At 58.6% G+C, this 14564-nt stretch carries 15 protein-coding genes; 5 read left to right on the plus strand and 10 right to left on the minus strand.

The genetic code is table 11. From position 1 onward, the window contains the following. Positions 1 to 24 precede the first annotated feature (24 nt). The 6 genes from NVB75_RS13255 to NVB75_RS13280 form a co-directional block, all read right to left on the minus strand. Positions 25 to 663, minus strand: a complete 639-nt coding sequence (locus tag NVB75_RS13255; RefSeq protein WP_258347504.1) for a hypothetical protein — start codon at positions 661 to 663, stop codon at positions 25 to 27. A gap of 187 nt (positions 664 to 850) precedes the next feature. Next, positions 851 to 2686, minus strand: a complete 1836-nt coding sequence (locus tag NVB75_RS13260; RefSeq protein WP_258347505.1) for a DUF4209 domain-containing protein — start codon at positions 2684 to 2686, stop codon at positions 851 to 853. Positions 2687 to 3037: 351 nt separating this feature from the next. Continuing rightward, the gene (locus tag NVB75_RS13265) at positions 3038 to 3316 is read right to left on the minus strand and encodes a hypothetical protein (RefSeq protein ID WP_258347507.1); all 279 of its coding nucleotides are present in this window, start codon (positions 3314 to 3316) and stop codon (positions 3038 to 3040) included. A gap of 72 nt (positions 3317 to 3388) precedes the next feature. Further along, on the minus strand, positions 3389 to 3772 hold the full coding sequence (locus NVB75_RS13270) for a hypothetical protein (protein ID WP_177071326.1): 384 nt from the start codon (positions 3770 to 3772) through the stop codon (positions 3389 to 3391). A gap of 90 nt (positions 3773 to 3862) precedes the next feature. Beyond that, complete coding sequence (locus NVB75_RS13275; RefSeq protein WP_258347510.1) at positions 3863 to 4153, minus strand: hypothetical protein; 291 nt, start codon at positions 4151 to 4153, stop codon at positions 3863 to 3865. Positions 4154 to 4363: 210 nt separating this feature from the next. Continuing rightward, positions 4364 to 4759: a DUF6957 family protein gene (locus tag NVB75_RS13280; protein WP_191960278.1), complete on the minus strand. Its 396-nt coding sequence runs from the start codon at positions 4757 to 4759 to the stop codon at positions 4364 to 4366. A gap of 257 nt (positions 4760 to 5016) precedes the next feature. On the opposite strand from NVB75_RS13280, the gene NVB75_RS13285 reads away from it, so the two are divergent. The 3 genes from NVB75_RS13285 to NVB75_RS13295 all read left to right on the plus strand — a co-directional run bounded on the left by NVB75_RS13285 (position 5017) and on the right by NVB75_RS13295 (position 7996). Then, on the plus strand, positions 5017 to 5523 hold the full coding sequence (locus tag NVB75_RS13285; RefSeq protein ID WP_258347513.1) for a helix-turn-helix domain-containing protein: 507 nt from the start codon (positions 5017 to 5019) through the stop codon (positions 5521 to 5523). Positions 5524 to 5676: 153 nt separating this feature from the next. Next, positions 5677 to 6657, plus strand: coding sequence for a MoxR family ATPase (locus tag NVB75_RS13290; RefSeq protein WP_258347515.1), 981 nt, complete (start codon positions 5677 to 5679; stop codon positions 6655 to 6657). Positions 6658 to 6664: 7 nt separating this feature from the next. Continuing rightward, complete coding sequence (locus NVB75_RS13295) at positions 6665 to 7996, plus strand: DUF58 domain-containing protein (RefSeq protein ID WP_258347516.1); 1332 nt, start codon at positions 6665 to 6667, stop codon at positions 7994 to 7996. Between the two features lie 17 nt (positions 7997 to 8013). Here NVB75_RS13295 and NVB75_RS13300 read toward each other — a convergent pair whose 3' ends face one another. Then, complete coding sequence (locus NVB75_RS13300; RefSeq protein ID WP_258347518.1) at positions 8014 to 8373, minus strand: PilZ domain-containing protein; 360 nt, start codon at positions 8371 to 8373, stop codon at positions 8014 to 8016. A gap of 226 nt (positions 8374 to 8599) precedes the next feature. Next, positions 8600 to 8974, minus strand: coding sequence for a tol-pal system YbgF family protein (locus tag NVB75_RS13305; RefSeq protein WP_258347519.1), 375 nt, complete (start codon positions 8972 to 8974; stop codon positions 8600 to 8602). A 175-nt stretch (positions 8975 to 9149) separates the two neighbouring features. Here NVB75_RS13305 and pyk point away from each other — a divergent pair, with 175 nt between their 5' ends. Beyond that, entirely contained in the window at positions 9150 to 10601 is a 1452-nt protein-coding gene (gene pyk, locus NVB75_RS13310) for a pyruvate kinase (RefSeq protein ID WP_017475648.1), read from the plus strand. A 196-nt stretch (positions 10602 to 10797) separates the two neighbouring features. Here pyk and NVB75_RS13315 read toward each other — a convergent pair whose 3' ends face one another. Both NVB75_RS13315 and NVB75_RS13320 read right to left on the minus strand, forming a co-directional pair. Continuing rightward, complete coding sequence (locus NVB75_RS13315) at positions 10798 to 11547, minus strand: enoyl-CoA hydratase-related protein (protein WP_258347520.1); 750 nt, start codon at positions 11545 to 11547, stop codon at positions 10798 to 10800. Between the two features lie 30 nt (positions 11548 to 11577). Next, positions 11578 to 12510 carry an iron-sulfur-binding ferredoxin reductase gene (locus tag NVB75_RS13320; RefSeq protein ID WP_258347522.1) on the minus strand — a complete coding sequence of 311 codons (933 nt, stop codon included), beginning with the start codon at positions 12508 to 12510 and terminating at the stop codon, positions 11578 to 11580. A 299-nt stretch (positions 12511 to 12809) separates the two neighbouring features. Here NVB75_RS13320 and NVB75_RS13325 point away from each other — a divergent pair, with 299 nt between their 5' ends. Next, complete coding sequence (locus NVB75_RS13325) at positions 12810 to 14333, plus strand: fumarate hydratase (RefSeq protein WP_003214142.1); 1524 nt, start codon at positions 12810 to 12812, stop codon at positions 14331 to 14333. The last annotated feature ends 231 nt before the right edge of the window (positions 14334 to 14564 follow it).

Here is a 14564-nt window from a genome sequence, read left to right on the forward strand (position 1 = left end):
CTTACCAATCTGCCCGGGCCGCATCTATGGGGCGTACTGGGCGATTGTCCGGTCGACGTGTGCATCGGCTAGCCGATAGATATTCGTCATTTCAACATCAAAGGCCTGAGCTATCTCTTCTAAGGTTGGAGAGTCACCCACTCGGTCAAACGTACGTCTTAGGCGGGATTTCACTTTTTCGTAGACTCTGCCAAGCACTTGGTCACTCTCCAGATACCTTCTCAAGCTAGAAAGCTTGTAAGGATCAGTAAATCTAGATGCAGCATCCTGAACCATCACCTCGTATTTCGATGTATCTATCGAAAACGCTGGGACGGTGTAGAAATGGTAGGCACACGCCTTCCTGATGCGCTCATCGTGCTCATAACTTTCCTGCTGCAGCTCTTGATGCTCGCGGTCAGCCTCCTCCTCTGCAGCTTCGTTATCACGAATCATGCTTTCGACTTGCATCTCGGCTTTCGACGCGAATGCAAGCAGATCTAGATCGTCCTCTTGGTAGGCTACCTGCTTCAGGAAGGTCGCTATCCCCATCACCTTATATTCCAGGAAAAAATCGTAATCCGAATAGGGGTCATAATCCGAATGACGGTCGTGCTCTGTATCCTGCAGAGCCTCCAGCCGGTTCATCCACGTCTGCAAATGAGCTTTGAGCGTAGCTTTCATCAATGTCCTCTTTACTCTGAAAATCAAACCCGCTAGCAGGATCTAATCGACAACGTGCCGGTCAGTGCTGCCCGTGGAGCAGGAAATATGGGGTACAGGCGCAATCTTGTTGCCCCCCGCATGCGGCTGTCGCTTTGCATTGCGGATCTACCCGCAGCATGCGACAGAGCCATCGACTGGGGCAGCGCTACGCCCTAGGTACCGTCTCCCAAAATGGCCCCGAGATGTACTTGAGCATGAACCACCAGGCGTAGACGATAGATTCTGAGTAGAACTGGTCGTCGCAAAGCAGACCATGCGCAAAGGTGTTCCTGAGATTCGGGCCATACGGGCTGCAGAACACAGCTTTGATTTCAAAAGCTACGTCATGGCCAAGCAGCTCGGTGACACCTTCGACATCCATTAGGGTGCTCAATCCATTTTCGGTAACGATGCCGTCAGCACTGGACGTCGAAGTGTTGAGACCAGCTTCCTTCATTCTGTGTCGAACGATTGCTTCCATCTGCGGTATGAGGAAATGAGCTGCCATACCAAAGTCCCCTACGAATCCCCAGTACAACCCCTTACCGATCATCTGAGCTCGATTTGGAGGAACGAAAGCAGATGCTTTGGCCAGCTCAACCATGTCGATCTCTTTGACACAGTGCGATTCTGAGATGATCGCAAGCGCCGGCAAAACTCCTCCCCTCACCGTAAGCTTGATGAAGTGCAAGTGTTCGCTGACCATCTTGGCCTGGATTGTATATTCATCCTCCTCAGTTAGTTCGCCGCCGAAGGACAGTGGAGGTCGTTTCGCAATCACTCTACCAGTCTCATCAAAGAAGACTGCCTCTGTCAGGGAGCTCAATATCCCTGTACGTAGTGACTTTATCGCTGCCTGCCGGGATTCAGCAGGAGAGCAAAACGGGTACATATTTGCGAGATTATAAAGGGCGGTACCAAAGGACTGGCCTTCGATAAGGTGTTTGGTACGGTCAACCAAGTTTGTGATATCTGTGCGCGTTGAGAGCTTGTGCATCTGCTCCACCACGCGGGCACCGGCCTCAGCAATTCTCTTGCGCAGAACAGGCAGAACCTTGTCTACCTCGAATTCAGCTCGAAACGCTCCTGGAATAGATCGGTAGATTTGAAGAGCATTCTCTAAAGCGTTTTGCGCCACAATCGGGTGAGTTTGCTCCCCCCTAAGCTCCGCCTCTGATACCCACGTCTGCGCTACGGCGACCGTCATTTTTACAGCAAACAGGTCGCGGTTGGACAACGCAAAACCTTTGCTAGCTGTCTCGAAACACCTACGAGCGCTAAACACATCATTCTTGCTCTGGAAGCGTTGCCCGAGCTCAGCCATCATTTCAGGTAATTCTGGCACCTCGGGGTGGTCAAGCCTGTACTCAATGACCGTCTCTACCAAACCCACGGAGAATGCTAGTTCTTGGTGGATCGCCTGCTTGGTTGCGTCCATGATCATCTGAGTAAGGGTCGTAAGCCGCCCCTCAGCTCCAGGCCCAATCATCTTCGCCAGGGATAGCGCTCTTTGGAAACACTCACGACCCTCTTGGTACCAAACCTCATCATTCAGTGGAACCGTCGCATAGCAGTCAATGGCGGCCCGGGCGTGCCGAATGTGCTTGAGGCCAGGTGTAATCCAGAGTAGATCGGAGACTCTCGCCTTCAAGAGGCCGTTAGGGAGGCAGTCGACCAAGTCCTTGAAGAACACGTACTCTTCATCGACCATGCTGGCCGGTGACATCGAATGCCGGTCACCAATGAGTAGGTAGGGCCTGAAGGGCTCATTTCTGTTGCTAGTGTCCAGCATCATCATGCAGAGATCCGCCAGCAGCCACCAAACCCTCGCGGCCTCGAACTCCTGGGCTTCCGAGGCGGCCTTCGCCAGTCCCGTCAGCGCTCCGGAAAGGGCAGAGTAAGTTGGCTCAATGCCGGACGTGGCACGTTCATGATCGGACTGGCTAAATGCGCCGAGACGCAATGGAGTATTTTCAGGATAACGAGGGGCTTGCTCCGACACGACGGTCTCTCAAGGGACGATGGTAGAGCAATGTTTACGACGCGGCGTTTATAAAAGCAAAAGGTTTTGGCCTAAAGCATTGTGCGCCAGCACTCGACCGTTAGTGAATGTAAGACTCGCTTCCGATCCAGCCAAGAGGGTTCGGCATATGACCCTACGAGTCAAAGCAAGCGGAGCACGCAGGCCGCTAAGCCGGAGACGTGAGGATGGGAGCCCGCCAGGGCCAAGTCACGCAGGGCTTGGTGCATGACAGCCGTCCCCGGAGAGGCACGCAATGAACTGTCGGTGCCCGACTTAACCTCCAAAGCCGTATTCATTGATAGTGCTTGAGAACTAATCTCAAACGACCAATCACAAGTCCTTCTTCTCCTCCGTCAGCTCAACGTCACCCAATGACCCCAAGTGAATTCGTCGACAAGGTAGCTCGACAAGGAGACCTTGCTCAACAAGCAACCGAGGAAGCCCCCAAAGCAATTCGGTGATCTCCCAAGTTTCCGTGACAGCAGATACGGTCTCGGCAACGGATGCGCCAAGGTCGAAATCTTGGGTCGCTACAAACGGCCCTTCCCGGCTGTAGGCGTCAAAGATAGCGGAAGCAATGGAGACGACCTCGCCTTTCTTCAGGAGCATGAAGCCACCTTGATCCCAAAGTCACAACAGTAGGCCGAGACATTCCCTCCCTCCCGCCCTCCCGATGAAATATCACTGCAAGATCCGAGGGGTCGGATGGTACTGCCCATTAGTGGTACGCAAAAAATCACGCAAGCTGGCGCGGCCATTTTGGCGCTGAAAAGTTGCTAATACATAACGGCTATTCTCCGTCGTCATAACCCAGAATCTGCCTTCGCGCTCAACTTTGAGTACGTCAGAAGTGCGGATCAAATGGCCGTCTCCGAACCGCCCGTATTGGTCTTTCCGCTTGTGGCCAAACACCACACCGATGCCTGCGCGCGCCCTTATGGATACGCCACATAGGTACGCGGTAACCGGTAAGTCGAAGCCCTGCTCTTGCGCTTTTATGATTCGCAAGAGGTCGAAATCTGTATGGCGCTTTCCGTGGAAATTTACATCTATCGTGTCGAGCATCATTGCCCTCCGGCTGCGTTCTGTATGGAGATATCAGGAATTGCACACGCAACCAGGCGCGTTGGTATCGTGGGGGATTACTGGTAAATTTCAGGCTAATCGAATCATGCTTGAGAGAAAGACGGGCCTCAGGTTGGCCAGCGCTTCAATCTGGAAGTCTCTCTGGTGTGAGGTGTGATACACCGCCCCCTTAGCCACTTCCAGCAAGCAAACCTCAGAACCAGACCTGTCCTCACCTACGGTTACTCTGGTTAACCGCTCCATCTGCCAGCCCCCGGACTTATTCATCCAAGATGGCGTCACAGCCATAATCTCGGTGATAGCTAAATCCGCACCTTGGCTTACCAACATTTTTTGAAGCTGGTGGGTGTCGTCAATCATCACCGCGCACTCGCTGAGCCGCCCCTCGTTTTCGACGCTAAGGGTTAAGTGATACCAAGGCGTTCGGAGCAGCCTTGAGACTCCGCGCCAATGGGACACGCCTTCCCCGAACATTCCTGGGACGCCTATCAGGTCGTTGTCTAAGGTTCTGAACATGTGTCGCCTCAAGCTGCTGGAGCATGTCAGTTGCCCAGCAGAACCGGTGGGTAATCAGAAAAGGGAAAATATCGCTTCGATAGAAGCAGACTTACGGTGGCCTGGCCCGAGCAAAACGTAGACGGAGTTGCGTGTTTCGAATAGGTAGCCTTCTTTGAAAGCGGTGCCCATGCTTGAGCGCACCCAATGACCTGGTTCGAAACGGCGCTGCTCATCGTCGACAACTTTGTGGGCAAACATGAAGATTGGTTGGCAGCCTGCGGCGGCTACTTTAGCTCGCTCGTCGTCGGTGACGATGGCGTCTAGGATTGTCCATTCTTCTACGGCGCAGAGGGGCATCCATTTGTAGCGCTTTCTGGCTGCAGCCATTGCGTCTTCCAGACTGAGTTCTGAGCCAACTAAAGGAACTCCACTGCCTTCCAAAAGCCCCTCATCAATAACTTCAACCATGTGCAGCCTCTTGAATTGGTTAGGAGCGATAGATCGTCCGCACGAGGCTTTGAGGCTCACTGAAGGGCCAGCCCGCTGCACTCCATGGCGGCTGACCGCTCACCTACATTTTCCATAAATTGCCAAGAACGACTTTGCGGATGCATACAAAGGGCTGGTGGATTCTGCTTTCAAATCAAGCTATGCGCAATACTACCTCATTTTGATATTTAACGGAAACCCTCCTGTGTGGCTATATCCTGACTTTTGAGTGAGCCATGCAACTTAGAATCGCTCTCGCAGGCGCAATCAGGGCCCTGCGCCTGCAGCGTCAGCTTCGACACGAAGATCTTTCCGACGCCTCCGCGAAATCCAAGCTCAGCGCCCTCGAGCGTGGCGAAACAAGCATCACTCTTGAGAAGTTCGAGAGCCTTGCTGAGGGCCTTCGAATAGACCCTCTAGCGCTCCTAGCTCTATGCATGTCCAAAAAGCTAAATACCCCCTATCCCGCTCTTATGGAGACTGCTTTAAAGCAGCTCCGTGCTTTCGAGAAAGAAGGAGGTCTGGGAATTCTTGCTGAACAGCTCCCTGACGGAGAGGTCGCCCACCGTAACCCAGGCAAGCCTCAGAATAGACAGAGCGAAAGCGTCGTTCGCGAGCTTAAAGCGGCAGGGATGAATCAATCGCAGATTGCACGCGAGACCGGCCTAGCTCTATCGACTGTCCATCGATACTGGAAGAGGATTAATGCTAACGATTCTGGCGCGGATGAGGGGGTGGAGTAGGTTACCGTTAGCGGTCTACAAGAGTTGTGAACGTGAGCACCGTTACCAAAAAAGGCGTACCGGCCAAAATCTTACCTAAAACCGTTAGATTGAGTAAGTGATTGATTTATGGAAGATAATCCAGACCTAACAGTTAGCAAGGCTCCGGAACCAATGAGCGAATTTCCAGCCGCAGACCCGATACAGCGCGCCAGCCAACTGGCCCAGGCCTTGCGCGTCGAACTGCGCAAGGCGGTCATCGGCCAGGAGCAGGTGATCGATGACGTGCTCACGGCGTTGATCGCAGGTGGCCACGTACTGCTTGAAGGTGTTCCTGGCCTGGGCAAAACCTTGCTGGTACGAGCCCTGGCGCGCTGTTTTGGTGGAGAGTTCGCACGTATCCAGTTCACCCCGGACCTGATGCCCAGCGACGTGACCGGCCATGCCGTGTACGACCTGCATACCGAGCAGTTCAAGCTACGCAAGGGGCCGTTGTTTACCAACCTGCTGTTGGCTGACGAGATCAACCGTGCCCCGGCGAAAACCCAGGCGGCGTTGCTGGAAGCCATGCAGGAACGCCAGGTAACCCTCGAAGGCGAGGCGCTGCCCATCGGCCAACCGTTCATGGTCCTGGCCACCCAGAACCCCATCGAGCAGGAAGGCACTTACCCGTTACCCGAGGCCGAGCTGGACCGTTTCATGCTCAAGGTGCGCATGGACTACCCCGACGCGCAGCAGGAACTGGACATGGTGCGCGAAGTCACCCGTTCGTCCCGGGCCGACATGCTCGACGTGCAACCCCTGCGAACGGTGCTGCACGCCGAAGATGTGTTGCAGCTGCAACAGATCGCCAGTGAACTGGCGCTGGATGAGCAGGTACTCGACTACGCCGTACGCCTGGCCCGCACCACCCGCAGTTGGCCAGGCCTGACCATCGGCGCGGGCCCTCGGGCCTCCATCGCCCTGGTGCGTGGCGCCCGAGCCAGGGCCTTGCTGCGCGGGGGCGAGTTCGTTACCCCGGACGACATCAAAGGCTGCGCCCTGGCAGTGCTGCGCCATCGGGTGCGCATTGCCCCGGAGCTGGATATCGACGGGCTGGAAGTCGACCAGGTGCTCAAGCAACTGCTGGACCAAGTCCCGGCGCCTCGGCAATGACACGCCCATGAGACCGACCCGCCTGCTATTGATCTGGCTCGGCATGCTGCTGGGCCTGAGCATCCTGCTCGGCACACTGGGGGCGCTGCAGGTCAAGGTGCCAGATACCCTGCACGCCGTGACGTGGGGTCTGTTGCTGGCCCTGTTGTTACTGGCCGTGCTGGATGCCGGCCGCTTGCGTCGCCGCCCGTCCCCGCGCGTGCGACGGCAGATGCCCGGGAGCCTGGCGCTGGGTCGCTGGGGTGAGGTGCGGGTGACGCTGGACCACGACTGTTCCCAGCCACTGGTGGTCCAGGTATTCGATCATGTACCGGACGGTTTGACGGTGGAGAACCTGCCACAGTCCATCGACCTGCGGCCCGGCGAGCAGAGTGAATTGGGCTACCGGTTAAAACCTCAAAGGCGCGGGCATTTCAGTTTTACCCGGTGCGAAGTCCACCTTCCCAGCCCACTGGGGTTATGGTCGGCACGGCGCTTGATAGACGTCAGCGATGCCACCCGGGTCTACCCGGACTTCGCGCGCCTGTATGGCGCGCAGCTGCTGGCGGTGGACAACTGGCTCAACCAGCTCGGCGTACGCCAGCGCCAACGACGCGGACTGGGCCTGGAGTTTCATCAACTGCGCGAGTTTCGCGAGGGCGACAGCCTGCGCCAGATCGACTGGAAAGCCACTGCTCGGCAACGCACGCCCATTGCCCGCGAGTACCAGGACGAGCGCGACCAGCAGATCATGTTCATGCTCGATTGTGGCCGGCGCATGCGCAGCCAGGACGCCGAATTGTCCCACTTCGACCACGCCCTCAACGCTTGCCTGCTGCTCAGCTATGTCGCCCTGCGCCAAGGTGATGCCGTGGGGCTCTGCACGTTTGCCTGCGACCAGCCGCGCTACCTGGCCCCGGTCAAGGGCAGTGGCCAGCTCAACCTGCTGCTGAATGCGGTATATGACCTGGACACTTCCCGGCGTACGGCCGATTACCAGGCAGCCGCCAACCAACTGCTGGCTCGACAGAAACGCCGTTCGTTGGTGATCGTAGTGACCAATTTGCGCGATGAGGATGATGAAGAATTGCTGAGCGCCGTTAAACGCCTCAGTCGCCAGCACCGGGTACTGGTTGCCAGCCTGCGGGAGGAGGTCCTTGACCAGTTGCGCCAGGCCCCCGTGCAAACCCTGCCCGAAGCCCTGGCCTATTGCGGGAATGTCGACTACCTCAACACCCGGGACGAACTCCATGACCGCTTGAACGCCCACGGCCTGTCGGTTCTGGACACACTGCCTTCGGAACTGGGGGCTGCCCTGGTGACCCGTTACCTGGGCTGGAAAAAAGCCGGCGTGCTATGAATGCTGGTGCACGGCGCCTAGGCAGAGGCCTGCAAGGGATCAAAGCTGAAGTAACTCAACAGTGCGTTGATCACCTCTGCATATTCGGCGGGCGCGTGGGACACACTGAACCCGGAGTCGTAATGCATGGGGTTTATATCCTCATGGCACCACAGGCAGGCAGCCGTGAGGTCTACCGACTGTACCTGGCCCTCAGGCCCCGGGATCTTCAAGCGCAGCTCGAACTCCACGTCGACCATCATGGGCAATTGGCTGATCAACATCAGCCCCTGCGCGGAGACATTGCCCAAATAGCCAATGGGCTTGTCCGTCAGGCGATTGAACACTTGAAGGAAGCAAGGTAACTGATGTCGCTCGATCCGTCGGGGAGTAAACATGATGAGGTCGCCATCCAATGGCCATGATTGTGGCCGCTCCAGTGATTCGAAACGAGCCCAAAGGCCCGCTCTCCCCGAATATTGGTGCGACAACCGCAAACGCGTTGCCACTTCTACAGCTGCCAAATCCGGGAACTCCATCCGTTTGAATAGAAACTTATACAAACTGACATTCAAAGGTTAGCCCAAGACTGGCAACGAGCCAGCTACGGCATGACAAATATCATCACAACGACGCGGGACGCGGCTGGGCGGCGCTCGCACCGGAGTAATGCCCCAGTTGTTGCAGGGTGTCCAGGCGAGCGCGGGCACGGAAAGCGTACTCGCTCGCCGGGTACTGGCTGATGATGAACTGATAGGTTTGCGCCGCATCGACGAACAATTTCTGGCGCTCCAGGCACTGCCCGCGCAGCATCGAGACTTCCGGCTGCACATAGCGCCGGGAACGGCTCTCACGGTCGACCTGGGACAACTCAAGGGTGACCCGTTGGCAATCGCCGACGCCATAGGCGCGGTACGCGTTGTTCAAATGATGGTCCATCGACCAACGGGTGCAGCCGACAACACTGACGGCCAGGGCAGCAATGATCACGATTCGCATGGGGGTTCTCCTGTCTTGTGCAGTGTATCGACCCTTCATCGAAAATCTTCAAGGTTGTTCATCTGTTCCTGCAGAGTGAAAACAAGCGAATCATCGATAAGTAGTGCAAACGAACAATGACTACAACCAAAGAGCATAGTAGCCTTCCTCAGCGCTTGAACTCAGGAGTCCGTGCATGTCCGTCCGTCGTACCAAAATCGTCGCCACCCTTGGCCCGGCCAGTAACTCGCCGGAAGTCCTCGAACAGCTGATTCTGGCTGGCCTGGACGTTGCCCGTCTGAACTTCTCCCACGGCACCCCGGACGAGCACAAGGCTCGCGCCAAGCTGGTGCGTGACCTGGCCGCCAAGCATGGCCGCTTCGTTGCATTGCTGGGTGACCTGCAAGGCCCGAAAATCCGTATCGCCAAATTCACCAACAAGCGGATCGAGCTGAAGATCGGTGACCAGTTCACTTTCTCCACCAGCCATCCGCTGACCGAGGGCAACCAGCAAGTCGTGGGTATCGATTACCCGGACCTGGTGAAAGACTGCGGCGTCGGCGACGAGCTGCTGCTGGACGACGGTCGCGTGGTGATGCGCGTCGACACCGCAACCCCGACCGAACTGAACTGCACCGTGATCATCGGCGGCCCGCTGTCGGATCACAAAGGCATCAACCGTCGCGGCGGTGGCCTGACCGCTCCTGCCCTGACTGAAAAAGACAAGGCCGACATCAAGCTCGCCGCCGAAATGGAAGTGGACTACCTCGCGGTCTCCTTCCCGCGCGACGCCGCCGACATGGAATACGCCCGTAAACTGCGCGACGAAGCCGGCGGTACTGCCTGGCTGGTGGCGAAGATCGAACGCGCCGAAGCCGTGGCCGATGACGAAACCCTCGACGGCCTGATCAAGGCGTCCGACGCCGTGATGGTTGCCCGTGGCGACCTCGGCGTGGAAATCGGTGACGCAGAGCTGATCGGTATCCAGAAGAAAATCATCCTGCACGCACGTCGCCACAATAAAGCGGTGATCGTTGCGACCCAGATGATGGAGTCGATGATCCAGAACCCGATGCCGACCCGTGCCGAAGTGTCCGACGTGGCCAACGCCGTGCTCGACTACACCGACGCCGTAATGCTCTCGGCTGAAAGTGCGGCGGGTCCGTACCCGCTGGAAGCCGTGCAGGCCATGGCGCGCATCTGCGTCGGCGCTGAAAAGCACCCGACCAGCAAGACCTCCAGCCACCGTATCGGCAAGGTCTTCGAAAGCTGCGACCAGAGCATCGCGCTCGCCGCCATGTACACCGCCAACCACTTCCCGGGCGTGAAAGCGATCATCGCCTTGACCGAAAGTGGCTACACGCCGTTGATCATGTCGCGCATCCGCTCCTCGATCCCGATCTACGCATTCTCCCCGCACCGCGAAACCCAGGCCCGCGCGGCCATGTTCCGTGGTGTCTACACCGTACCGTTCGACCCGGCATCGCTGCCGCCTGAGCAAGTCAGCCAGGCCGCGATCGACGAGTTGCTCAAGCGCGGCGTCGTGGAGAAAGGCGACTGGGTCATCCTGACCAAGGGCGACAGCTACCACACCATCGGCGGCACCAACGGCATGAAGATCCTGCACGTTGGCGACCCCATGGTCTGAGTGACAGGCTGAAAAACAAAAGCCCCGCCATGTAAATGGCGGGGCTTTTTGCATTCCAGATTGGCTTGTGTGTTGGCTTTACTGGCCTCTTCGCGAGCAAGCCCGCTCCCACATTTAACCGCGTACATCCTGAAGAAATGCGGTCGAATGTGGGAGCGGGCTTGCTCGCGAAGACGTCCGAACAGTCACCACACACTCATCGCCGAACGATAAACGCCGACAACGCCGCAATCGCTTCCGGCGACTTCAACCGCTGTGTAAACAACGCCCCCTCCTCCTCGATCACCCTGCGCAACTGCTCGCGATCAACGCTTTTCATCAGATGCTTGCTAACCTGCACCGCGCCCGGCGCCAGGGTTTCAAAGCGTGCGGCGACTTCCCGCGCCTTGGCCAACGCCGATTCGCCGCTGCCCAATGCCTCGGTTGCAATGCCCCAAGCGGCAGCCTGCTCACCGGTAAAACCTTCACCCAACAGCAGCAACTCCGCTGCCTTGGCATGCCCCAGCAAGCGCGGCAGGATCAAGCTGGAACCAAACTCCGGACACAGCCCCAGGTTGACGAACGGCATGCGCAGCCGCGCGTCCCGGCTGACATACACCAGGTCACAATGCAGCAGCAGCGTCGTACCAATCCCCACCGCCACGCCCGCCACTGCCGCAATCACCGGCTTGCGGCAATTGAGCAAGCTGCGCATGAAGTGAAACACCGGAGTGTCGAGATCAGCCGGCGGTTGTTCAAGGAAGTCGCCAATATCGTTACCGGCGGTGAAGCACTCACTGCTGCCCTGGATCAACACGGCGTTGACGCTGGTATCGGCATCCGCCTGCTCCAGTGCTTCGGCCAGTTGGCTGTACATGGCGCGGGTCAGGGCGTTTTTCTTGTCCGGGCGGTTGAGCTGCAGGATCAGCAACCCGCGTTCGCGTTGCTGCAGGATGGCATCGGTCATGGCAAATCTCGCGGCTGGAAAATTCAGCGCTCAACCACGGGGCAGGAACACATCGGCCAGCAGTTGATTGCGCGGCAGTCCGGCCAGGAACAGGCGCTTGGAGAAGGCCTCGACGCTGGCAGGGTGCCCGCAGAGTAAGGCCAGAGTTTGCCGGGAAACAAGCCGCAGTTGCGCCAAAGCGTCAGTCGACCCGGCCGCCGTCCATAGCTCGACCGTCACGTTCGGATGCGCCGCAGCCAACTGCGCCAGTGGCTCGGCCAGATAATGACCGTCAGCGTCATGGGCCAGATGAATGACCCGGATGGCGCCTTGGTGATCCTGGCGCAAGGCCTCACGTAGCACGCCCCACAAGGGGCCAAGTCCGGTGCCCGAGGCCAGCAGCCAGAGCGGCCGGGATTGCCAGTCGGGGTCGTACTGCAACGCCCCGCCCCGCAGTTCGCCCAGGCGCAGGCTGTCACCGGCCTTGAACTGGCGGGCGGCGTCGCTGAACTCGCCGGGCAGGCGGCAATCGATGTGAAACTCGAGAAACGGATCGTCCTGGGGCAGGCTGGCCAGAGAGTAAGGCCGCGCAATGCTGCCCGCCCACAGCACCAGATGCTGCCCCGCCCGGTAGCGCAAGCTGCGCTCGGGTTGCAGCCGCAGACGTAGCACCGTCGGGTTCAACCAATCGACGCTCAGCACCGTCGCGGGCAGCCCATCACGCAGTGGGTCAAATGCCTCGACCTGCAAATCAGCCACGACCTGGCACTGACAGGCCAGGCGCCAGCCGTCCTGGCGTTGCGCCGGGCTCAGGGCATCGGGTTGATTGTCCTGAAGGTCCCCCTGGCAACGCACCAGGCAGGCATGGCAGCTACCGGCGCGGCAGCTGTAGGGCACAGCCACACCCGCCTGGTTCAGGGCATCCAGCAGGTTGCTGCCGGCGGCTACCGACCAGTGGCGTGCGCCGACGTGAAGTTCAGGCATAAAACTCTTCAACTGTAGGAGCGAGCTTGCTCGCGAAGGTCGCTAACGATAACGCGGGCGGCCTGACGAAACCCACCAGATTCACGTTTTTCGCGAGCCAGCTCGTTCCTGCAGTGAACCGGGACCGGCATTCATGACCATAGTCGGGTGTATCGGCCACCGCGGCGGGTTATACTGCCGCGCCTTTTTAGCGTCGCGCCAGCACCATACGGCGTGCCTTGGAAAGGTGCCTTCAGCCGACCGATTCACCCTACTGAAGACACCTTTATTGAATGTTCCCTTATAGAGGAGCGCGACTCATGACCGTGATCAAGCAAGACGACCTGATTCAGAGCGTTGCCGACGCCCTGCAATTCATTTCCTACTACCATCCCGTTGACTTCATCCAGGCGATGCACGAGGCCTACCTGCGCGAAGAGTCGCCAGCGGCCCGTGACTCCATGGCTCAGATCCTGATCAACTCGCGCATGTGTGCCACCGGCCACCGCCCGATCTGCCAGGACACCGGCATCGTCACCGTATTCGTACGTGTCGGCATGGACGTGCGCTGGGATGGCGCCACCATGAGCCTGGACGACATGATCAACCAAGGCGTGCGCCAAGCGTACAACCTGCCGGAAAACGTGCTGCGGGCTTCGATCCTCGCCGACCCGGCCGGCGCGCGTAAAAACACCAAGGACAACACCCCTGCCGTGATCCACTACTCCATCGTCCCGGGTAACACCGTGGAAGTGGACGTGGCCGCCAAGGGCGGTGGTTCCGAGAACAAGTCGAAAATGGCCATGCTCAACCCGTCCGACTCGATCGTCGACTGGGTGCTGAAGACCGTTCCGACCATGGGCGCCGGCTGGTGCCCGCCGGGTATGCTCGGCATTGGCATCGGCGGCACCGCCGAGAAAGCCGCTGTAATGGCCAAGGAAGTGTTGATGGAATCCATCGACATCCATGAGCTGAAAAAGCGCGGCCCGTCCAATCGTATCGAAGAGATGCGCCTGGAGCTGTTCGAGAAGGTCAACCAACTGGGCATCGGCGCCCAGGGCCTGGGTGGCCTGACCACCGTGCTCGACGTGAAAATCATGGACTACCCGACCCACGCGGCCTCGCTGCCGGTGTGCATGATCCCCAACTGCGCCGCCACCCGTCACGCGCACTTCGTGCTCGACGGCTCGGGCCCTGCGTCGCTGGAAGCGCCACCGCTGGACGCCTACCCGGAAATCGTCTGGGAAGCCGGCCCGTCGGCCCGTCGCGTCAACCTCGACACCCTGACCCCGGAAGACGTGCAGAGCTGGAAGCCGGGCGAAACCGTACTGCTCAACGGCAAGATGCTCACCGGTCGCGACGCGGCGCACAAGCGCATGGTCGAGATGCTGAACAAGGGCGAAACCCTGCCGGTGGACCTCAAGGGTCGCTTCATCTACTACGTCGGCCCGGTTGATCCGGTACGCGAAGAAGTGGTGGGGCCTGCCGGTCCGACCACGGCCACGCGGATGGACAAGTTCACTCGCCAGATCCTCGAGCAAACCGGCCTGTTGGGCATGATCGGCAAATCCGAGCGCGGCCCGACCGCTATCGAAGCGATCAAGGACCACAAGGCGGTTTACCTGATGGCAGTGGGCGGCGCAGCTTACCTGGTGGCCCAGGCCATCAAGAAATCCCGCGTCGTGGCGTTCGCCGAGCTGGGCATGGAAGCGATCTACGAGTTCGACGTGAAAGACATGCCGGTCACCGTTGCAGTGGACAGCAAGGGCGAGTCGGTACACATCACCGGTCCTGCCATCTGGCAGAAAAAGATCAGTGAAAGCCTGGCGGTAGAAGTGCAGTAAGCATTTCCCCTGCAAGGATAAAAGGCGACCACTACGGTCGCCTTTTTTGTGCCATGCACCTCTCACTGTGGCGAGGGAGCTTGCTCCCGCTGGACCGGGCTGGCGCTCCAGTGCGTAGCGCTCCCATTTTTTTGGGGCCGCTACGCGTCCCAGCGGGAGCAAGCTCCCTCGCCACAACAACCAGGCGCTGCGTGCTATGGTGCTCGCCCCTAATTGCACTGTTCATCTTCG

Origin of the sequence: Pseudomonas sp. CBS, from assembly GCF_024734645.1 — a bacterium.
GTDB lineage: Bacteria > Pseudomonadota > Gammaproteobacteria > Pseudomonadales > Pseudomonadaceae > Aquipseudomonas.